Consider the following 20,983-nt stretch of genomic DNA (forward strand, 5'->3'; position numbering starts at 1 on the left):
ATACGCACAGAGGACGCCCTGGGAAAGGGAGATGTCGTGAGCAACGAGAGCCTGGCAAATCTTCTGAAAGAAGAGCGGCGGTTCACGCCGCCGGCCGAGCTGGCCGCGAACGCCAATGTGACAGCGGAGGTGTACGAGCAGGCCGAGGCTGACAGGCTTGGCTTCTGGGCCGAGCAGGCACGGAGGCTCACGTGGGCCACCGAGCCGACCGAGACCCTCGACTGGAGCAACCCGCCCTTCGCGAAGTGGTTCGCGGACGGAAAGCTCAACGTCGCCTACAACTGCGTGGACCGCCATGTCGAGGCCGGGAACGGCGACCGGGTGGCCATCCACTTCGAGGGGGAGCCCGGCGACAGCCGCACCGTCACCTACGCCCAGCTCAAGGACGAGGTGTCGCGGGCCGCGAACGCGCTGACCGAGCTGGGCGTCCGGAAGGGCGACCGGGTCGCGGTCTATCTCCCGATGATCCCCGAGGCCGCCGTGGCGATGCTGGCCTGCGCCCGCATCGGCGCCGCGCACTCGGTGGTCTTCGGCGGATTCTCCGCCGACGCCGTGGCCTCCCGCATCCAGGACGCCGACGCCAAGCTGGTGATCACCGCCGACGGCGGCTACCGCCGGGGCAAGCCGACCGCGCTCAAGCCCGCCATCGACGCGGCCGTCGCCAAGTGCCCGCAGGTCGAGAATGTGCTGGTGGTCCGCCGTACCGGCCAGGACACCGAGGTCACCGAGGGCCGCGATGTGTGGTGGCACGACATCGTCGACCGCCAGTCCGCCGAGCACACCCCCGAGGCGTTCGACGCGGAGCACCCGCTCTTCATCCTCTACACCTCGGGCACCACCGGTAAGCCCAAGGGCATCCTGCACACCTCCGGCGGCTACCTCACCCAGACGTCCTACACCCACCACGCCGTCTTCGACCTGAAGCCCGAGTCGGACGTCTACTGGTGTACCGCGGACATCGGCTGGGTGACCGGCCACTCCTACATCGTCTACGGACCGCTGGCCAACGGCGCGACGCAGGTCATGTACGAGGGCACCCCGGACACCCCGCACCAGGGGCGCTTCTGGGAGATCGTCCAGAAGTACGGCGTCACCATCCTCTACACCGCGCCGACGGCGATCCGGACGTTCATGAAGTGGGGCGACGACATCCCCGCCAAGTTCGACCTGTCCAGCCTGCGCGTGCTCGGATCGGTCGGTGAGCCGATCAACCCGGAGGCGTGGATCTGGTACCGCGAGCACATCGGCGCGGGCAAGACGCCGATCGTGGACACCTGGTGGCAGACGGAGACCGGCGCGATGATGATCTCGCCGCTGCCGGGCGTCACCGACACCAAGCCCGGCTCCGCGCAGCGCGCCCTGCCGGGCATCGCCGCGACGGTCGTGGACGACGAGGCCAATGAGGTCCCCGACGGCGGTGGCGGCTATCTCGTCCTCACCGAGCCGTGGCCGTCCATGCTCCGCACCATCTGGGGCGACGACCAGCGGTTCATCGACACGTACTGGTCGCGTTTCGAGGGCAAGTACTTCGCGGGCGACGGTGCCAAGAAGGACGACGACGGCGACATCTGGCTGCTGGGCCGGGTCGATGACGTGATGCTCGTCTCCGGGCACAACATCTCGACGACCGAGGTGGAGTCCGCGCTGGTCTCGCACCCCAAGGTCGCCGAGGCGGCGGTCGTGGGCGCGGCCGACGAGACCACCGGGCAGGCGATCGTCGCCTTCGTCATCCTGCGGGGCACGGCCTCCGAGGACGAGAACCTGGTCGCGGAGCTGCGCAACCACGTGGGCGCGACGCTCGGCCCGATCGCCAAGCCCAAGCGGGTTCTGCCGGTCGCGGAGCTGCCGAAGACCCGCTCGGGCAAGATCATGCGCCGGCTGCTGCGCGATGTCGCGGAGAACCGGCAGCTGGGCGATGTCACCACGCTCACCGACTCCTCGGTCATGGATCTGATCCAGACCAAGCTCCCGAGCGCCTCCTCGGAGGACTGACCCGGACAGAGCCCGGCGACGCCGGTGGGCGCCGGGCGGCCCGCGCATCGGCGGGGACGGACGGCCGGGGTACCCCTCAGCGACATGGGGGGTACCCCGGCCGTCCGCGTTCCCGGCAGGCGTACGGGCCGCCCGGCCGGGACCCGCGCGGAGAGCCCCGTACGCCACCGGCCGCACCCGCCGGCCCGGCCGGCCCGGCCACCCCGGCCACCCCGGCCGGCCGCACCCGAAACCCCCGGGCCCGCGCCCCCAGCGCCCCCGCCCCCCGCCATCCGGCCGACAGGGCGTTATGCCCTTAAAGTAAGCACAAGTGAAAATTGCCGGATAAGCCCTTGCGCACCTTGGGTAAGGTAGGCCCCGCGTCAAGAACGCGACAAGAGAACTCAGGTGTGCCGGGAAGTCTGGTCGGCGAGTGCTTCGCCCTGCCCGACCGACCCGGAGGTTCCCTGACATGGCCGCGCCCAGCCGCCGTAAATTCCTCGGCCGACTCCCTCTCCCCGAGCGCACCTTCGTGGCGGACGCGCTGCGCACGGAGACGGTCGGCGGCGTACTGCTGCTGCTGGCCGCCATCGCCGCGCTGATCTGGGCCAACACCCCCATCAGCGAGAGCTACGACGCACTGCGCGACTTCCACATAGGCCCCGCCTCCCTCGGTCTGGACCTCTCGCTCCAGCACTGGGCCGCCGACGGCCTTCTCGCGGTCTTCTTCTTCGTCGCCGGAATCGAGCTCAAGCGGGAACTGGTCGCCGGCGAACTGCGCGACCCCAAGGCGGCGGCCCTCCCCGTCATCGCCGCCATCTGCGGAATGGCCGCCCCCGCGCTGGTCTATCTGGTCGTGAACATCGCGGGCGGCGGCTCCACCGACGGCTGGGCGGTCCCCACCGCCACCGACATCGCCTTCGCCCTCGCGGTGCTGGCGGTGATCGGCACCTCCCTGCCCTCCGCGCTCCGGGCGTTTCTGCTCACCCTCGCCGTCGTCGACGACCTCTTCGCGATCCTGATCATCGCGGTCTTCTTCACCAGCGATCTGAACTTCGCCGCGCTCGGCGGCGCGGTGGCCGGTCTGGTGCTCTTCTGGTTCCTGCTCCGCAAGGACATCCGCGGCTGGTACGTCTATGTCCCGCTCGCCCTGGTCGTCTGGGGGCTGATGTACAACAGCGGGGTGCACGCCACGATCGCCGGTGTCGCGATGGGCCTGATGCTCCGGTGCAGCCGGCGCGAGGGCGAGGACCACTCCCCCGGTGAGCACATCGAGCACCTGGTGCGCCCGCTCTCGGCCGGGCTGGCGGTGCCGCTCTTCGCGCTCTTCTCGGCCGGGGTCGCGGTCTCCGGGGGCGCGCTGGGCGATGTCTTCACCCAGCCCGAGACCCTCGGGGTCGTCCTGGGCCTGGTGGTCGGCAAGGCCCTCGGCATCTTCGGCGGCACCTGGCTGGCCGCCCGCTTCACCCGGGCGGAGCTCAACGAGGATCTGGCCTGGCCGGACGTCTTCGCCGTGGCCACCCTCGCGGGCATCGGCTTCACCGTCTCGCTCCTCATCGGCGAACTCGCCTTCTCCGGCGACCCGGTCCTCACCGACCAGGTGAAGGCCGCCGTCCTGACGGGATCGCTGATCGCCGCCGTACTCGCCGCGGTCCTGCTCAAGATGCGGGTGCGCAAGTACCGTGCCCTCTTCGAGGAGGAGGAGCGCGACGAGGACCAGGACGGCATCCCCGACGTGTACGAGCAGGACAACCCGGAGTACCACCTGCGGATGGCGGAGATCTATGAGAAGAAGGCCGCCGAACACCGCCGCATGGCCGAAGTGACGGGGGCGTCGAGCGGCGGCGGCGACCGTCCGGCATGATCTGATGGCGGAGTCCTGCGGATTCCGGACCGGCCGCCGACCGGCCGACCGGACCGGCCGCGCTCCGGAGAGGCGACGCCCGCTCCGGAGAGACGACGTTCCGGAGAGACGAAGGAGAGAGGGAGCAGCGATGAGCGACCCCGGCACCAGTGCCGAGCGCAGTCTCGGCCAGCTGGTCGCCTCGGCGACCGCCGAGATGTCCGCACTCGTACACGATGAGATCGCGCTGGCCAAGGCGGAGCTCCGGCAGGACGTGAAGCGCGGCGCGATCGGCTCGGTGGCCATCATCGTGGCGGGTGTGCTGGCGCTGTTCTCGCTGCCGGTCTTCAGCTTCGCGGCGGCGTACGGGATCCACAATCTCGGGCTCGGCCTGGCATGGTCCTTCCTGATCGTCGGCGGTGCGTTCGTTCTGCTGGCGGTGGTGCTGGCACTGCTGGCCATCTCCAAGTTCAAGAAGGTCAAGCCGCCGGAGAAGTCCATCGCATCGGCGAAGCAGACGGCGGCGGTCCTCCAGACCGTCAAGCCGCACCCCCGGGAGTCCCGCGAGCCGCGGGCGAAGATCTCCGCCTGAGCGCTCCGTCCGCCGCCCCCGCTCCGTCCGCCGCGTCCGACCGGGCGGCCGGTACGAACGGGAACGGCCCGGGTGTGGCACGCTCATCAGCATGACCGCCCCTGACACCGGTAATGGAAGCCCCGTACGCATCGATGGTCCCTGGACCCACCGCGACGTGGCCGCCAATGGCGCGCGCTTCCACATCGCCGAGATGGGTGACGGGCCGCTGGTGCTGCTGCTGCACGGTTTCCCGCAGTTCTGGTGGACCTGGCGGCATCAGCTCCCGGCACTCGCCGGCGCGGGGTACCGGGCCGTCGCCATGGACCTGCGGGGTGTCGGCGGCAGCGACCGCACTCCGCGGGGTTACGACCCCGCCAATCTCGCCCTCGACATCACGGGCGTGATCCGCTCGCTCGGCGAGCCGGACGCCGCCCTGGTAGGCCACGACCTGGGCGGATATCTGGCCTGGACGGCCGCGGTGATGCGGCCGAAGCTGGTCCGCCGGCTGGCGGTCTCCTCGATGCCGCATCCGCGCCGCTGGCGTTCGGCGATGCTCTCCGACTTCTCGCAGAGCCGGGCGGGCTCCTACATCTGGGGCTTCCAGCGGCCCTGGATCCCCGAGCGCCGGCTGGTGGCGGATGACGCGGAGCTGGTGGGAGAACTGATCCGGAACTGGTCGGGTCCGAAGCCGCCGGACGAGCTCGCGCTGGAGACCTACCGCAGGGCGATGTCGATCCCGTCGACGGCGCACTGCTCGATCGAGCCCTACCGCTGGATGGTGCGGTCGATGGCCCGGCCGGACGGCATCCAGTTCAACCGCCGGATGAAGCGCCCGGTGCGGGTGCCGACGCTTCATCTGCACGGCTCGGAGGACTCGGCGATGCGGACCCGCAGCGCCGCGGGATCGGGCGAGTACGTGGAAGCGCCCTATCGCTGGCGGCTGTTCGAGGGGCTCGGGCACTTTCCGCACGAGGAGGATCCGGTCGCCTTCTCCGCCGAGCTGATCAACTGGCTCAAGGACCCCGAGCCCGACCGCCGCTGACCCTTCGTACGCCCCGGAACCGCCCCCGCGCGGCCCCGGCGCTCTTGGCTTGATTCGTACGGTAGTACGAGCAGCGAGCCCGTCGCCGGCGGCCGTTCGGCGACATCGGGGAACGCTTGTCCTACGAACAGCCAAATGCCCGGCGCATAGGCCAATTGAGCGTCCCGGACACGGTTACCGACCTTGGGCCACGGGCACACGTCCCGGTATGGGCTGGACGTACGACTACGGTGACGCGGCACGCAACCGTCGCTCTGCCAATGGGCCGAGCACCTACAACAATGATGGCCCGCAGGGCCAGGGCCATGACCATTCAGCGCAGGGGGTGGGAATTCCCCGCATTCTGAGGCGTCGGGCACGTTGGGTTTCCGCCAGGCTGCGGCATACCCGTCAGTGACCACCGCCAGGCCCTGACTCGGGGCAACGGCTCCCGGACGATCTTCGGGGGGAGCCCCGGGCGGGGCCTTTACAGCGCGCACCCCTGGCTGTCCACTTCCTGATTCGCGGAGAGGCCGGCCGAGATGTCTCCGGCGATCTCGTCAACGGTCAGGGCGTATCCGGTCTCCGGGTCGTCCAGCGACCTGGCGAAAATCACTCCGTAGACCTTGCCCTCGGGGGTGAGCAGCGGGCCTCCGGAATTGCCCTGACGGACCGTGGTGAAGAGGGAGTAGACATCGCGGCGCACGGTGCCGCGGTGGTAGATGTCGGGGCCGTCGGCGTTGATCCGGCCGCGCACCCGGGCCGAGCGGACGTCGTACGCGCCGTTCTCCGGGAAGCCGGCCACGATCGCACTGTCCCCGCTGCGCGCGTCGGGCTCCGCGAACCGCAGCGGTGTGGCGTCGAGATCCGGCACGTCGAGTACGGCGATGTCGCGCTGCCAGTCGTAGAGCACGACCGTGGCGTCGTACCGCCGGCCCTCACCGCCTATCTGCACGGTGGGCTCGTCCACGCCTCCGACGACATGCGCGTTGGTCATGACCCGGCGCTCGCCGAAGACGAACCCGGTGCCCTCCAGCACCTTGTTGCAGCTCTGCGCGGTGCCGACGACCTTGACGATGGACTTCTTGGCGCGGGCGGCGACCGGGCTGCCCACCAGCGCCGGGTCGGGGGCCCTGACCTCGGTGATGGGCTCATTGGAGAACGGGCTGAAGACCTGCGGCAGGCCGTTCTGGGCGAGTACGGAGGAGAAGTCGCTGAACCAGCCCGCCGCCTGAGACGGCATCACCCGGGAGACGCCGAGGAGCACCTTGGAGCCGCGGACCTCCTTGCCCAGGGTGGGCAGTGAGGTGCCGGCCAGCGCCGAGCCGATCAGCCAGGCCACCAGCAGCATCGCGACCACATTGACCAGCGCGCCGCCGGTGGCGTCCAGCGCGCGGGCCGGCGTCCAGGTGATGTGGAGGCGGAGTTTGTTGCCGAGATGGGTGGTGAACGCCTGGCCCACCGAGGCACAGACGATCACGATGACCACCGCGACCACCGCGACGGTGGTGGACACCTGGGAGCCGTCGGACTCGTCCGTGACTCTGTCCCAGATCAGCGGCAGGAGATAGACGGCGATCAGTCCGCCGCCGAGGAACCCGATCACGGACAGAATGCCGACGACGAAGCCCTGTCGATAGCCGACGATCGCGAACCAGACGGCGGCGACCAGCAACAGGATGTCCAGCACGTTCACCGTCGATTGCCTCGCTATTTCGTCGCCCGCGGCACCGGGATGCCGTCTGCGGCACCGGAAGGGATCCGGTCGGTCACCGTGGCCGTGGATGGGTGGATCGGGAAGGTCGGAGATCAGCCTGTCATGCGTGCCACTCCAGCGGGACCTGTCTCTCCCGGTCCCAGGGACGCTCCCAGCCCGCGAAGTGCAGAATCCGGTCGATCACACCGGCGGTGAACCCCCAGACGAGCGCGGACTGAACGGTGAACGCCGGGCCGAGATAGCCGCTGGGGTGCACCGCCATGGCGCGATTCGCCGGATTGGTGAGATCCGCCACGGGAACGGTGAAGACCCGCGCGGTCTCGGCGGGGTCGACCGCTCCGATGGGGCTGGGGGTGTGCCACCAGCCCAGGACGGGGGTGACCACGAAGCCGCTCACCGGAATGTAGAGCTTGGGCAGGACGCCGAAGAGCTGGACCCCGGACGGATCGAGCCCGGTCTCCTCCTCGGCCTCGCGCAGTGCCGCGCACAGCGGGCCGGCGCCGGCCGGGTCGCCGTCCTGCGGATCGAGCGCGCCGCCGGGGAAGGACGGCTGCCCCGCATGGGCGCGCAGGGTGCCCGATCTCTCCATCAGCAGCAGCTCAGGCCCGCTCGGCCCCTCGCCGAAGAGCACCAGGACCGCGGACTGCCGCCCTCCGCCGCCCTCGGGCGGGAGGAACCGGCTGAGCTGGCGGGCCCGGACGGTGCCCATGGCCGACACCACGGGGTGGAGCCAGCCGGGCAGCCCCTCGGTCGTGACGGCCGTCGCGCCGCCGCGCACCGGGCCGCTCACCGGCCCGTTCCCGCCATGGGTCTCTTCATCCGTACGCATGGGCACCCCCTTGTTCACAACGCGCCGGGGCGCGCGGATCGTTCCGTCATCCGGCCTCACCCGGGGCCGTTTCGTCCGGGTCCGGGGCGCCCGCCGGCGGGGCGGGGCTGCCCGGGTAGCCGGGCGGCGGGCTGAGCCGCTGGCCGGGCCGACCGCCCATCTCGTACTTGAGGAGCTTCCGCGCCTTCTCCGGATCCGTCTCGCCCTCGCCGTACGAGGGGCAGAGATGGGCGATCGGGCAGGCCCCGCAGGCGGGCTTGCGGGAGTGGCAGATACGGCGGCCGTGGAAGATCACCCGGTGCGAGAGCATCGTCCACTCGGACTTCGGGAAGATCTCGGCGATCTCGGCCTCGACCTTCACCGGGTCCTCCTGCTCGGTCCACTTCCAGCGGCGCACCAGCCGGCCGAAGTGGGTGTCGACGGTGATACCGGGGACGCCGAAGGCATTGCCGAGTACGACAAAAGCCGTTTTACGGCCGACTCCGGGCAGGGTGACCAGATCCTCCAGCCGGCCGGGCACCTCGCCGCCGAAATTGTCCCGGAGCGCGGCGGAGAGGCCGAGCAGGGACTTCGTCTTGGCCCGGAAGAAGCCGGTGGGGCGGATGATCTCCTCCACCTCCTCCGGGGACGCGGCGGCCAGATCCTCGGGCGCCGGGTACTTCGCGAAGAGCGCCGGGGTCGTCTGATTGACCCGCAGATCGGTCGTCTGGGCGGAGAGGACGGTGGCGACCAGCAGCTCGAAGGGGTTGCGGAAGTCCAGCTCGGGGTGGGCCCAGGGGTAGACCTCGGCGAGCTCCCGGTTGATGCGGCGGGCCCGGCGGACCATCGCCAGCCGCGACTCGGGCTTGCCGGCGGCCCGCCCCCCGGACGCACCCGCGCTCCGGCCCCCGGGGCCGGCGGACGCACCCGCGCTCCGGCTTCCCGGCCCCGCGGCGGCTCGCGCGCCCCCGCCGGCGTTCGAATCGGGCTGCTCCTTCGAACGCGGCCCGGGAGTCTTCCCACGCACCGGACGGGATTCCGATTTATTCTGATTTGCGGCTTTTCGGGCACCGATTGGCGGCTGTTCGCCCACAGCGGAATTCACCTTGGCGGACACTCCTCCAGCCCCCTTGGCCTGCGCTCTCACCGGCGAATTGGACACCACGCCAGCCTACGGTCCGGCACCGACATCCGCCCCGGTCACCGGTAATCCGGACCCAATCGGCCCCCTGCCGTACGAACAGACGCTCCAGTGCGTCAGACTTGTTGTGATTGATCGCATGAATATTTACTTGCCAGGGGTCTGCGGTGGACAGGCTGTCCTACGCAGTGTCCCCCGGACCGCCACAGTTGCGGTCCGGCATCATGGGGGCCACGGTCCCTGAGCAGGTCGACAAGGAGAGAACTCGTGGACGACGTTCTGCGGCGCGCCCCGCTCTTCGCGGCGCTCGATGACGAGCAGGCCGCGGAGCTCCGCGGCTCGATGAGTGAGGTGACGCTCGCCCGCGGCGACGCGCTCTTCCACGAGGGCGACCCGGGCGACCGCCTCTATGTGGTCACCGAGGGCAAGGTCAAGCTGCACCGCACCTCCCCCGACGGCCGCGAGAACATGCTCGCCGTCCTCGGCCCCGGAGAGCTGATCGGCGAGCTCTCGCTCTTCGACCCCGGCCCGCGCACGGCGACCGCCACCGCACTGACCGAGGTCAAACTCCTCGGTCTGGGCCACGGCGACCTTCAGCCCTGGCTGAACGCCCGCCCCGAGGTCGCCACCGCCCTGCTGCGCGCGGTCGCCCGCCGGCTGCGCAAGACCAATGACCAGATGTCCGACCTGGTCTTCTCCGATGTGCCGGGACGAGTGGCCAGGGCCCTCCTCGATCTGTCGCGCCGCTTCGGCGTGCAGTCGGAGGAAGGCATCCATGTGGTCCACGACCTGACCCAGGAAGAGCTGGCCCAGCTCGTCGGCGCCTCCCGCGAGACGGTGAACAAGGCCCTGGCCGACTTCGCCCAGCGCGGCTGGCTGCGGCTGGAGGCCCGGGCCGTGATCCTGCTCGACGTGGAGCGGCTGGCCAAGCGCTCCCGCTGACGCCGCGCCGCGCGCACGCGGCCGGGAGTACGGGTGAGGGCCCGTCCGGATCTTTCCGGACGGGCCCTCACCCGTATCCATGGGGTGTACGGCCGCCGCGGCCGGGCGGCCCGGGTCAGCCGGCCGCCGCTTCGTCCCGGCGGGCGCCGGGTGCTTCCGCTCTCCGGCTGCGGGGCGCTTCCGCCTCGCGCATGCCGGCCGCTTCCGTCTCCCGGCTGCCGGCCGCTTCGGCCTCGCGCATGCCGGCCGCTTCCACGCTTCGAGCGCCGGTCACTTCTTCTTGCCGGTGCCGTCCACGATCAGCGCGTTGCCGCTGCCGCCGCCGCACGGCACGGCGTACACCGGATTCTCCGCCGCCGCCTCCTTGAAGGCGTCTATGCAGCGGTTGAGCAGGACCTTCTCGGTGAGCGAGTCATTGACGATCTTGTTCGCCTTGGCGTGACCCTCGGCCTCGATCTTGCGGCGCTCGGCGTTCGACTGCGCCTCGATCCGGGTCTTCTCCGCCTCCGCCTTCGCCGTGCGGGCCGACTCGGCCGCCCGCTCGGTGGCCTGTTCCTGCTGGATCTTCCGGTCGATCTGCTCCTGAAGCTGGTCGGACGGCTTCACATTGCGCAGATTGACGGTGGTGACATCGATCCCGCGCGGCGCCAGCCGCTCCTGGATCAGATCGCCGATCTCCGTGTTGATCTTCTCGCGTGCCGAGGAGTAGCCCTCCTCGCTCGTGTGCCGGGCGAAGACATTGCGGACGATCTCCCGGCTGTCCGGGAAGACCAGCCGCTGCTGGATCGCGTCCTCGCTGCCCGCGAGCTTGTAGAGCTCGACCGACTTGGCGGGCGTCACCGCCCACTTCACCGTCACCTCGACGAACATCACACCGCCCTGCCGGGAACGGACCTCGATCACGTCCTTGCCGGAGAGATTGAGGTCGACCGGCCGGGTGGAGAAGGTCGTGACGCTGGTGAAGGGCGAGGTGAGGTTCATCCCCGAGGTCATGGGCTTGCCGACCTTGCCGAAGGTGACCGGCACCCCGACCTCGTACGCGCTGATCACATGCACACAGCTGGCGATGCCCGCGAACACCCCGGCTATCAGGGCACCCAGGGAGCCGAGCTTGAAACCGCGGCTCTCATTGGCCCGGCCCACGAAGTACAGGACCGCCGCCGCGATCAGCAGCAGGACGAAAAGGACGAACACGGAAGCCCCCCAGAGAAATGTCAGAAGTAAACGGAGCGTAAATCACCGCTCAGCACTTCTGACGCCCGGGGGGCCGGAGCGGTTCGCCGATGGGATGGTCAGATCAGTCCGCGCTCCCGCAGATACTCCAGTTGCGCTTCCACCGAGAGCTCCGCGGCGGGCAGGAGCGACGGGTCGACCCCTGCGTACACCTGGGCCACCACCTCGGCGGCCGTCCGCCGGCCGTTCTCGACCGCCGTCTCCACCTGTGCGAGCCGGCTCGCCCGGTGGGCGAGATAGAACTCGATCACGCCCAGCGCGTCGTCCAGAACCGGCCCGTGGCCCGGCAGCACCGTGCGCACCCCTTCGTCGACGGCCAGCGCGCGGAGCCTGCGGAGGGAGTCGAGATAGTCGCCGAGCCGCCCGTCGGGGTGCGCGACCACCGTCGTTCCCCGGCCGAGAACCGTGTCCCCGGTGAGCACGGCCCGGTCGGCGGGGAGATGGAGGCAGAGCGAGTCCGAGGTGTGCCCGGGGGTGAGCAGCACCCTCAGCTCCAGCCCCCCGGTGTCGATCACCTCACCCTCCGTGAGCCCTTCGCCGCCCAGCCGGTGCGCCGGGTCCAGCGCGCGGACGGCCGTACGCGTGAGCTCGGCGAACCGGACCGCTCCGTCGGAGTGGTCGGGGTGGCGGTGGGTGAGCAGGGTCAGGGCGATCCGCTTGCCCGCCCGCTCCGCGGTGTCGATCACCCGGCGCAGATGTGTCTCGTCCAGCGGTCCGGGGTCGATCACCACCGCCGTGTCGGAGTCCGGTTCGGAGACGATCCAGGTGTTGGTGCCGTCGAGCGTCATCGCGGACGGATTGGGTGCCCGCACACGGACGGCGCGGGCCGTCGCGGGGCCGTCGAGCCCGCCGTCGCGGGGCCGCCCGGGAAGCTGCTCCGCGCCGCTCACCGCGGTACCCCCGCCGCGCTCCCGGTGCCGTTCATCGGGCTCCTCCCGCCACTGTCCCGGTGCTCATCGGGCTCCTTCCCGCCGCAGTCCCCACGCCGCTCACCGGGCTCCCCCGGTTGTCGGAATGTGCTTGGTGAACTCCTCGTGACCCGGCCAGCTGAGGACCAGCTCACCGCCCTCCAGCCGGGCCTCGGCCAGTACGGGGGCCAGATCCCGCCCGTCCGCCGCGCCCAGCGCCTCGGCGGCGGTGGCGTACGGCAGCAGGGACCGCAGGGTCGAGATGGTCGGCGGCATCATCAGCAGATCGCCCCCGTCATAGCCCGCGGCGGCCTCGGCGGGCCGGATCCACACGGTGCGGTCCGCCTCGGTGGAGGCATTGCGGGCGCGCTGCCCCTGAGGGAGCGCGGCGACGAAGAACCAGGTGTCATAGCGGCGCGGCTCGAACTCGGGGGTGATCCAGCGTGCCCAGGCACCCAGCAGATCGGAGCGCAGCACCAGCCCGCGCCGGTCCAGGAACTCCGCGAAGGAGAGCTCGCGGCCGACCAGCGCCCGGCGGTCGCTCTCCCACTCCTCGCCGGCGGTGGCCCCGATCACGGTGTCGCCGGTCAGCCCCGCGAGGAGTACGCCCGCCTCCTCGAAGGTCTCCCTGACCGCCGCGCAGACCACCGCCTGCGCCCCCGCCTCGTCCACCCCGAGCCGCGCCGCCCACTCCGCCCGGGAGGGGCCGGCCCAGCGGACCGGGCGCGCGTCCCGCTCGTCGACCCCGCCGCCCGGATAGGCGTACGCCCCGCCGGCGAAGGCCATGGAGGCACGCCGCCGCAGCATGTGGACCGAGGGGCCGTCGGGGGTGTCGCGCAGCAGCATCACGGTGGCGGCCCGTCTGGGCGGCACGGGGGTGAGCGCACCGCTCGCGAGGGCGCGGATCCGCTCCGGCCATTCCGGTGGGTACCACTGACCTTGGGACATGGCCGGATGCTATGCGCCGGCGCCCGAATGTTCGAGAGGGAACGGCTCCGTACGGCACGCCCGGCAGGTGCGGCACACCCGGCCCGGGCGCCGCGCGGGCGGACGGCGGACGGACAGCGGACGGCCCCGGGCCCGGCCGGGAGAACCGGCGGGCCCGGGGCCGTACACCTGTGGAAAGGGGGGATCAGCCCTGGACCAGCTCCACCTGGAGTTCGACCTCGACCGGGGCGTCCAGCGGGAGCACCGCGACACCCACGGCGCTGCGGGCGTGCACCCCGCGGTCGCCGAACACCTCGCCCAGCAGCTCGCTCGCGCCGTTGAGGACGGCGGGCTGGCCGGTGAAGTCCGAGGCGGACGCCACGAAGCCGACCACCTTCACCACCCGCGCGACCCGGTCCAGATCACCGGTGACCGATTTCACGGCGGCGAGGGCGTTGAGCGCGCAGACGCGGGCCAGCTCCTTCGCCTCCTCGGGGGTGACCTCGGCGCCCACCTTGCCGGTGACCGGAAGCTTGCCCTCCACCATCGGGAGCTGACCCGCGGTGTAGACATACGAGCCCGAGACCACGGCCGGCTGGTACGAGGCCAGCGGCGGCACGACGGCGGGCAGTGTCAGGCCCAGTTCGGCGAGCCTGGCCTCGACGGCGCCGCTCACGGCTTCTGCCGCTTCAGATACGCCACGAGCTGCTCGGGGTTGTTCGGCCCGGGAACGACCTGGACGAGCTCCCAGCCGTCCTCGCCCCAGGTGTCCAGAATCTGCTTGGTCGCGTGCACGAGAAGGGGCACGGTGACGTATTCCCACTTGGTCATGGGCCGACTGTAGCCGTAGCGCCGCGGTCGAGGGCCACTGGACCCGGGGCGGCGGAACCCCTGGAGCCGAAGCGGCGGGCCGACGGCGAGTCAGACGTCCATACCGCCTCAAACACGACAGCGGACGGCCGGAATCCGGGCCGCGGCCCCCGTGCCCGCCCGGGTGTGACCGGCCCGACTCCCCGAACACCCCGGCAACCCCACCCGGCGCCACCGTTGTGAGGGGAAAGGAATTAGGCTCGAATGCGTGAGCAGGCTCCAGGTCGTCAGCGGCAAGGGTGGCACCGGCAAGACCACGGTGGCCGCCGCACTCGCGCTCGCCCTCGCGACCGAGGGAAAGCGCACTCTCCTCGTGGAGGTGGAGGGAAGACAGGGCATCGCCCAGCTCTTCGAGACCGAGGCGCTGCCGTACGAGGAACGGAAGATCGCCGTCTCCTCCGGCGGCGGCGAGGTCTTCGCCCTGGCCATCGACGCCGAGCGGGCGCTGCTGGACTACCTCCAGATGTTCTACAAGCTCGGCAGCGCGGGCCGGGCGCTCAAGAAGCTCGGAGCCATCGACTTCGCCACCACCATCGCCCCCGGTGTGCGCGATGTGCTGCTCACCGGCAAGGCGTGCGAAGCCGTGCGGCGCCGGACCAAGCAGGGCTCGTTCGTCTATGACCATGTGGTGATGGACGCCCCGCCCACCGGCCGGATCACCCGCTTCCTCAATGTGAACGACGAGGTGGCCGGGCTGGCGAAGTTCGGGCCGATACACAATCAGGCGCAGTCCGTGATGCGGGTGCTCAAATCCCCCAGGACAGCGGTCCATCTGGTCACGCTGCTGGAGGAGATGCCGGTCCAGGAGACCGCCGACGGGGTCGCCGAGCTGCGCGCCGCCGATCTCGCGGTGGGCAGGGTGATCGTGAACATGGTCCGCCCGCACATCCTGGACGAGGAATCGGTGCGCGACGCGGCGGACGGACGGCGCGAGGAGATCGCCGCCGCGCTGGCCGGCGCCGGGGTCGGCGGCGGCGCCCGGCTCGTCGGCCCGCTGCTCGACCAGGCCGCGGACCACGCCCAGCGCGTGGAGCTGGAGCGGGAGCAGCGGGCCGCGCTGGACCGGCTGGAACTGCCGTCGTACGAACTCCCCCTGCTGAGCGAGGGAGTGGATCTCGCCGGGCTCTACCACCTGGCGCGGGAACTGCGGAAGCAAGGGACCGGCTCATGACTCTGGACGCGTCGGCGACCCCGCTCGCGATCGATCCCCTCCTCGATGATCCGGCCACCCGGATCATCGTCTGCTGCGGTTCGGGCGGCGTGGGCAAGACGACCACCGCGGCGGCCCTCGGCGTACGGGCGGCTGAGCGCGGCCGGCGGGTGGTGGTGCTGACCATCGACCCGGCCCGGCGGCTGGCCCAGTCGCTCGGTATCGATTCACTCGACAACACGCCGCGGCAGGTCAAGGGCATAGAGACCGACGGGGAACGGCCCGGCGGCGAGCTGCACGCCATGATGCTGGACATGAAGCGGACCTTCGACGAGATCGTCGAGGCGCACGCGGATCCCGAGCGGGCCCGCGCGATTCTGGAGAATCCCTTCTATCAGTCCCTGTCGGCCGGATTCGCCGGTACGCAGGAGTACATGGCGATGGAGAAGCTCGGCCAGCTCCGGGCGCGGGACGAGTGGGATCTGATCGTCGTCGACACCCCGCCGTCGCGGAGTGCGCTGGACTTCCTGGACGCGCCGAAGCGGCTGGGGTCCTTTCTGGACGGGAAGCTGATCAAGCTGCTCGTCGCCCCGGCGAAGATGGGCGGCCGGGCGGGGATGAAGTTCCTCAATGTCGGCATGTCGATGATGACCGGAACCCTGGGCAAGCTGCTGGGCGGTCAGCTGCTGCGGGATGTGCAGACCTTCGTCTCCGCGATGGACACGATGTTCGGCGGGTTCCGCACCCGGGCCGACGCCACCTTCCGCCTGCTCCAGGCACCGGGCACCGCCTTCCTGGTGGTGGCGGCACCGGAGCGGGACGCGCTGCGGGAGGCGGCCTACTTCGTGGAGCGGCTGGCGGAGGAGGAGATGCCGCTCGCGGGGCTGGTGCTGAACCGGGTTCACGGCAGCGGCGCGGCGGGGCTCTCGGCCGAACGGGCGCTGGCGGCGGCGGAGATCCTTGCCATGGAAATTACGTCAGAAAATCTTGACGGCGACGGCATTGTCGATCAGGCCGGCGGGAAGACTGATGTTCGTGAGACCACGGGCGCCCCTCCCGGCCCCCCGCCCGCGGATCACTCCCCGGCGCAGATCCCCGAGCCCCACCGCGATGCCTCCGAGCTCTCCGGCGACAGCCCTGAGCCCGGCGCCCTTCCGCCCGTTCCCGTACCGGCGGAGCAGACCCCTCCCACCGAGAACGCCGAGACCTCCGAGAACACCGCGAGCACGGAGCACGCCGCGATCAGCGAGCACGCCGCGGACACGGCGGCCGGCACGGACACGGCGGCTGCCGACACGAACACGGACGGCGCACAGCCGCCCGCGCGGCAGGCACCGGCACATCAGGCGGATCACCACACCGCAGAACAGCTGACGGCGGCCCTGCTCCGGCTGCACGCGGAAAGGATGCAGGTCCTCGCCCGCGAGGAGCGCACCCGCGACCGCTTCACCGCACTGCATCCCGAGGTGGCGGTGGCGCAGGTGGCCGCCCTGCCCAGTGACGTACACGATCTCGCGGGCCTGCGGGCCATTGGTGATCAGCTCGCGACCGGCGGTGGTGGTCCGGCCGGAGCGGTGTAGCCGCCCGCGGCGGCCGGCCCGTCCCGCGGCACCGGTCCGGTGTGCGCACGGCCGCCGTGTGTGCACGGCGTCGTGGCCGGACCGCGGGTACGAGGGCGAGGTGTGCGCCCGCGTACGAGGGGTGCCCAGCGGTACGAGGAGTGGGAGCCCAGGGCTCCGTACGGCGGCCGGGTGTCCTACCCGACGGCCGCGTATGTCTCATATGTCTCGTCGTCGTCGAGCCCGACGGGCAGAATGCCCGCACTGCGCTCGTACTCCGTACGCGCCGTCTCCAGGAGTCTGCGCCAGGAAGTGACCGTGGGCCGCCTGCGCAACAGCGCACGGCGTTCCCGCTCGGTCATCCCGCCCCACACCCCGAATTCGACGCGATTGTCGAGGGCATCGGCCAGGCATTCGGTCCGCACCGGGCATCCGGTGCACACCGCCTTGGCCCTGTTCTGCGCTGCCCCTTGTACGAACAGTTCATCCGGATCGGTAGTGCGGCAGGCTGCCTGCGCACTCCAGTCGGTTACCCAGCCCATCCCGGCGCCGTCCTCTCCCGAATCGAGGCTCCCCCACGGCGGTAGCGGCATATTCACCGCTGCCAGTTGAGGACGTTACGGAAGGCGGGCACAGCGCAACACCCCCTTCGGGCCCAATCTTGAATGGCCCGAACGGACTATGCGTACGCGGCAGATCACCCAGGGGAGTGACCAGAAGGCATAAAGGATTAATCCGCCAAAACATCCCATACCAACCCATGAAAAGAGGGCTCAGGACGGAACATAAGACGGATTCGCCTTGAATTCGGACATGGAATGCGAGATTCCGATTCGACTGTCCCCGCTGCCGCAGTGACTACGGGACGAGCCTCGGACCACATGAGAACTTGCTGTGGATTCCGGGAATGCCTTGATACGAAACCGCACTGTTGTGACAGTTGAGAGCAGCTTAGGCCAATGCCCATACGCCTGTCCGGCGAACGGGAACGCCGGCCTCTCGCGTTGCCGCGCGGCCCCCGGCCGAGGCCCCGGGAAGGTGCCGCCGCCGGCTGCCGGCCGTGTCCGCGGCGCGGCGCGGACGGGAACACCGCCGGTCGGCGGCACCCGGATGTCACGGTCTGGTACTCGAACGCTCCGAGAAGCACCCGCTCCTGCGGAACGCTCATAACTACGGATTAGGCTGCTTGCATGCCAAAGAAGCGCTCCGGTGGCGGTCTGACCGGGACCCAACAAGCCGCCAAGTTCCTCGGTGTCAGTGTGCTCTCCGGAGCAGTGCTGGCGGGCATCGCCCTGCCCGCCGCCGGTGTGCTGGGGCTCGCCGCCAAGGGGACGGTCAAGGAATTCGACGAAATCCCGGCCAACCTCAAGCAGCCCCCGCTCAGCCAGCGCACCACGGTGCTGGACGCCAAGGGCAAGACCATCGCGTCGATCTACTCCCGCGACCGGACCGTGGTGCCGCTCGCCGACATCTCGCCCTATATGCAGAAGGCGATCATCGCCATTGAGGACTCGCGCTTCTACGAGCACGGCGCGATCGACCTCAAGGGCGTACTGCGCGCGCTCAACAAGAACGCGACGAGCGGCGGTGTCACCCAGGGCGCGTCGACACTGACCCAGCAGTATGTGAAGAACGTCTTCGTGGAGGAGGCGGGCGACGACCCGGAGAAGGTCGCCCTCGCCACGCAGCAGACGCTCGGCCGCAAGATCCAGGAGCTGAAGTACGCGATTCAGGTCGAGGAGGAGCTGGGCAAGAAGAAGATTCTGGAGAACTACCTCAACATCACCTTCTTCGGCCAGCAGGCGTACGGCGTCGAGGCGGCGTCCAAGCGCTACTTCTCCAAGCCGGCCAAGGATCTGGAGCTGGAGGAGGCGGCGATGCTCGCCGGTCTCGTCCAGTCCCCCAGCCGCTACGACCCGGTCAATGACGCCGAGGAGGCGACCAAGCGCCGGAACATCGTGCTCCAGCGCATGGCCGAGGTCGGCGACATCACCCGGGCCGAGGCGGAGCGCGCCAAGGCGACCGAGATCAACCTCAAGGTGAGCCGCCCGAAGAACGGCTGCATCACCGCGACCAACGGCGCCGGCTTCTTCTGCGACTACGTCCGCGCGACCTTCCTCTCCGACCCGGTCTTCGGCAAGACGAAGGAGGCCCGGGCCAAGGTCTGGAACCAGGGCGGCCTGACGATCCGGACGACGCTGGACCCCAAGGCGCAGAAGTCGGCGCAGTCGTCGATCAGGGAGTACGTGAAGAAGTCCGACCGGGTCGCCAGCGCGGTGACCATGGTCGAGCCCGGGACCGGCAAGATCATGGCGATGGGCCAGTCCCGCCCGTACGGCTTCGGGAAGAACGAGACCCAGATCAACTACTCGGTCGACCAGAAGCACGGCGGCTCGAACTTCGGCTTCCCGGTCGGATCGACCTTCAAGCCCTTCGTGGCGGCGGCGGCCATAGAGAGCGGGAAGCCCGCGACGCAGGTCTACCCCTCGCCGTACCAGATGCCCTACCCCGACTCCATCCCGACCTGCGACAACAAGCCGTGGGTCAACCAGGGCGACAAGCTGGAGAACGAGAACTCCGCGGAGGTCGGCCCGTACGACCTCAAGGAGGCGATGGCGCTCTCGGTCAACACCTACTTCGTCCAGATGGTCGACGACACCGGCCTCTGCCCGGTCGTGGAGATGACCGACAAGCTCGGTGTGGTCCAGGGCAACGGCACCAAGCTGCCGGTCTCGCCCTCCACCCTGACGCTCGGCTCGACGGGTATCTCCCCGCTGGTGATGGCCAACGCGTACGCCACCTTCGCCAACCGCGGCATGTACTGCACCCCGACCGCCATCGAGTCGATCACCACGGCGACCGGTGACAGCCTGAAGGTGCCGAAGAGCTCCTGCAAGCGCGCGATGTCGGAGCGCACGGCCGACACGATCAACACCCTGCTCTCCGGAGTGGTCGAGTCCGGCACGGGCAAGAAGGCCGGTCTGCCCGACCGTGCCAATGCCGGCAAGACCGGTACGACGGACGGCCGGAAGAACGCGTGGTTCGCCGGTTACACCCCCAACCTCTCCGGCGCGGTGTGGGTGGGCAGCCCGAGCCAGCAGGTCGAGATGGTGAACATCAACATCGGCGGCCGCTACTTCCCCAAGGTCTTCGGTGGCGAGGTCCCCGGTCCGATCTGGCGCGAGGCCATGGGCGGCGCGCTGGAGGGCAGGGACGCCCCGCCCTTCAGCACCGTGCACATCCCGGACGCGCCCAAGGGCGAGGAGCCCGGCGGTGACGGGGACGGCGACGGAGACGGCGATGGGGACGGCGGCGACGGAGACGGTGACGGCCGGAGCAATGGCGGCGGCGGCTGGGAAGGCGACGGCGGCAATGGCGGCAACGGCCAGGACGACGGCAGGCCCGGCAATGGCGACGGCGGCGGTGACGGCCAGGGGCCGCTCCCCGGTATCTCCGTAGGACCCGGCCTGGTCGGCGGGGGCGACGGCGGCAGCCAGGGCAACGGGAACAACGGCCAGATGCCGGGCCGGACCGAGGGCCAGGACGGCGGCGGTCGCTGACCGCGCACGGACGACAGCGGAGGGGCCCGGGTCGGTGACCCGGGCCCCTCCGTGTGTGTCTGCGCGCTGTGTCCTCTTCGGCCCGCCGGCCCGGTGTACGGCTCGACCGGGTCGGGTGCCGCCCGGCCCGGGAGGCGCGCGGTGCTCGGCCCCGCTCGCGCGGTGCCGTCGCCGGCTCAGTCCTGCTTGCGCGGTGATCAGCCCGTGTTCGCGCCGTGCCGACACCGGCTCGGCCCTGCTCGGACAGTGTCGACACCAGCTCGGCCCTGCTCGCCCCGTGCCGTCGCCGGCTCAGCCCGCGAGCAGCTCCTTCACCACGGCGGCGACCCGGCCGCCCTCGGCGCGCCCGCCCAGCTTCGGGTTGACGATCTTCATCACGGCGCCCATGGCCCGCGGACCCTCGGCGCCGCCCGCCCTGGCCTCGGCGACGGCCTCGCCGACGATCCGCCGCAGCTCGTCATCGGTCAGCGGCTGCGGAAGATACGCGGCGAGGATGACCCCCTCGGCCTCCTCCCGCTCGGCCTGCGCGGCCCGCCCGCCCTTGGAGAACGCCTCGGCGGCCTCGCGGCGCTTCTTCGCCTCCTTGGCGATCACCTTCTGAACCTCGTCGTCGGAGAGCTCCCGGGCACTCGTGCCGGACACCTCTTCCTTGGTGATGGCGGTGAGCGTCAGCCGGAGCGTGGACGAGCGCAGCTCGTCGCGCGCCCTGATGGCAGCGGTGAGATCTTCCTTGAGCCTGGACTTGAGCGTGGTCATACC

The 20,983-nt window shown here is 70.5% G+C and carries 19 protein-coding genes; 9 read left to right on the plus strand and 10 right to left on the minus strand.

Annotated features, from left to right (window positions below; genetic code table 11):
• Window positions 1–36: 36 nt before the first annotated feature.
• The 5 genes from acs to AAFN69_RS00645 all read left to right on the plus strand — a co-directional run bounded on the left by acs (window position 37) and on the right by AAFN69_RS00645 (window position 5,827).
• Complete coding sequence (acs, locus tag AAFN69_RS00625) at window positions 37–1,992, plus strand: acetate--CoA ligase (protein WP_347726212.1); 1,956 nt, start codon at window positions 37–39, stop codon at window positions 1,990–1,992.
• Between the two features lie 451 nt (window positions 1,993–2,443).
• Complete coding sequence (nhaA, locus tag AAFN69_RS00630) at window positions 2,444–3,835, plus strand: Na+/H+ antiporter NhaA (protein ID WP_347726213.1); 1,392 nt, start codon at window positions 2,444–2,446, stop codon at window positions 3,833–3,835.
• Window positions 3,836–3,965: 130 nt separating this feature from the next.
• Entirely contained in the window at window positions 3,966–4,406 is a 441-nt protein-coding gene (locus tag AAFN69_RS00635) for a phage holin family protein (RefSeq protein ID WP_347726214.1), read from the plus strand.
• A 91-nt stretch (window positions 4,407–4,497) separates the two neighbouring features.
• Entirely contained in the window at window positions 4,498–5,430 is a 933-nt protein-coding gene (locus AAFN69_RS00640; protein ID WP_347726215.1) for an alpha/beta hydrolase, read from the plus strand.
• A 208-nt stretch (window positions 5,431–5,638) separates the two neighbouring features.
• On the plus strand, window positions 5,639–5,827 hold the full coding sequence (locus tag AAFN69_RS00645; RefSeq protein ID WP_347726216.1) for a hypothetical protein: 189 nt from the start codon (window positions 5,639–5,641) through the stop codon (window positions 5,825–5,827).
• A 69-nt stretch (window positions 5,828–5,896) separates the two neighbouring features.
• On the opposite strand, the gene AAFN69_RS00650 is transcribed toward AAFN69_RS00645, so the two are convergent.
• From AAFN69_RS00650 to nth, 3 genes are all read right to left on the minus strand, one after another.
• Window positions 5,897–7,105 (minus strand): MarP family serine protease, encoded by a 1,209-nt coding sequence (locus tag AAFN69_RS00650; RefSeq protein WP_347726217.1) that lies wholly within the window; start codon window positions 7,103–7,105, stop codon window positions 5,897–5,899.
• Between the two features lie 121 nt (window positions 7,106–7,226).
• Window positions 7,227–7,835: a CoA pyrophosphatase gene (locus AAFN69_RS00655; protein ID WP_347726752.1), complete on the minus strand. Its 609-nt coding sequence runs from the start codon at window positions 7,833–7,835 to the stop codon at window positions 7,227–7,229.
• Between the two features lie 166 nt (window positions 7,836–8,001).
• Window positions 8,002–8,961: an endonuclease III gene (gene nth, locus AAFN69_RS00660; RefSeq protein ID WP_347726218.1), complete on the minus strand. Its 960-nt coding sequence runs from the start codon at window positions 8,959–8,961 to the stop codon at window positions 8,002–8,004.
• A gap of 381 nt (window positions 8,962–9,342) precedes the next feature.
• Here nth and AAFN69_RS00665 point away from each other — a divergent pair, with 381 nt between their 5' ends.
• Window positions 9,343–10,017, plus strand: a complete 675-nt coding sequence (locus tag AAFN69_RS00665) for a Crp/Fnr family transcriptional regulator (protein ID WP_003956804.1) — start codon at window positions 9,343–9,345, stop codon at window positions 10,015–10,017.
• 270 nt (window positions 10,018–10,287) lie between these two features.
• Here the strand turns inward: AAFN69_RS00665 and AAFN69_RS00670 are convergent, their stop codons facing one another.
• The 5 genes from AAFN69_RS00670 to AAFN69_RS00690 form a co-directional block, all read right to left on the minus strand.
• Window positions 10,288–11,211 (minus strand): prohibitin family protein, encoded by a 924-nt coding sequence (locus AAFN69_RS00670; protein WP_347726219.1) that lies wholly within the window; start codon window positions 11,209–11,211, stop codon window positions 10,288–10,290.
• Window positions 11,212–11,309: 98 nt separating this feature from the next.
• Window positions 11,310–12,140 carry an MBL fold metallo-hydrolase gene (locus AAFN69_RS00675; protein WP_347726220.1) on the minus strand — a complete coding sequence of 277 codons (831 nt, stop codon included), beginning with the start codon at window positions 12,138–12,140 and terminating at the stop codon, window positions 11,310–11,312.
• Between the two features lie 99 nt (window positions 12,141–12,239).
• Window positions 12,240–13,106 (minus strand): NUDIX hydrolase, encoded by an 867-nt coding sequence (locus AAFN69_RS00680; protein WP_347726221.1) that lies wholly within the window; start codon window positions 13,104–13,106, stop codon window positions 12,240–12,242.
• A 184-nt stretch (window positions 13,107–13,290) separates the two neighbouring features.
• The gene (locus tag AAFN69_RS00685; RefSeq protein ID WP_347726222.1) at window positions 13,291–13,761 is read right to left on the minus strand and encodes a RidA family protein; all 471 of its coding nucleotides are present in this window, start codon (window positions 13,759–13,761) and stop codon (window positions 13,291–13,293) included.
• Window positions 13,758–13,916 carry a DUF4177 domain-containing protein gene (locus AAFN69_RS00690; protein ID WP_347726223.1) on the minus strand — a complete coding sequence of 53 codons (159 nt, stop codon included), beginning with the start codon at window positions 13,914–13,916 and terminating at the stop codon, window positions 13,758–13,760. The genes AAFN69_RS00685 and AAFN69_RS00690 overlap by 4 nt, the downstream gene beginning before the upstream one ends.
• Before the next feature lie 247 nt (window positions 13,917–14,163).
• Between AAFN69_RS00690 and AAFN69_RS00695 the strand changes: the two genes are divergently transcribed.
• Both AAFN69_RS00695 and AAFN69_RS00700 read left to right on the plus strand, forming a co-directional pair.
• The gene (locus AAFN69_RS00695; RefSeq protein ID WP_347726224.1) at window positions 14,164–15,126 is read left to right on the plus strand and encodes an ArsA-related P-loop ATPase; all 963 of its coding nucleotides are present in this window, start codon (window positions 14,164–14,166) and stop codon (window positions 15,124–15,126) included.
• Window positions 15,123–16,685 (plus strand): ArsA family ATPase, encoded by a 1,563-nt coding sequence (locus AAFN69_RS00700; protein ID WP_347726225.1) that lies wholly within the window; start codon window positions 15,123–15,125, stop codon window positions 16,683–16,685. Before AAFN69_RS00695 ends, AAFN69_RS00700 begins: the two co-directional genes overlap by 4 nt.
• A gap of 176 nt (window positions 16,686–16,861) precedes the next feature.
• Here the strand turns inward: AAFN69_RS00700 and AAFN69_RS00705 are convergent, their stop codons facing one another.
• Window positions 16,862–17,206 carry a WhiB family transcriptional regulator gene (locus AAFN69_RS00705; protein ID WP_177149633.1) on the minus strand — a complete coding sequence of 115 codons (345 nt, stop codon included), beginning with the start codon at window positions 17,204–17,206 and terminating at the stop codon, window positions 16,862–16,864.
• 648 nt (window positions 17,207–17,854) lie between these two features.
• On the opposite strand from AAFN69_RS00705, the gene AAFN69_RS00710 reads away from it, so the two are divergent.
• Window positions 17,855–20,224, plus strand: a complete 2,370-nt coding sequence (locus AAFN69_RS00710) for a transglycosylase domain-containing protein (protein WP_347726226.1) — start codon at window positions 17,855–17,857, stop codon at window positions 20,222–20,224.
• A gap of 291 nt (window positions 20,225–20,515) precedes the next feature.
• Here the strand turns inward: AAFN69_RS00710 and AAFN69_RS00715 are convergent, their stop codons facing one another.
• Window positions 20,516–20,980, minus strand: a complete 465-nt coding sequence (locus tag AAFN69_RS00715) for a GatB/YqeY domain-containing protein (RefSeq protein ID WP_347726227.1) — start codon at window positions 20,978–20,980, stop codon at window positions 20,516–20,518.
• Window positions 20,981–20,983: the final 3 nt, after the last annotated feature.

Source organism: Streptomyces sp. CAU 1734 (genome assembly GCF_039888735.1).
GTDB lineage: Bacteria > Actinomycetota > Actinomycetes > Streptomycetales > Streptomycetaceae > Streptomyces.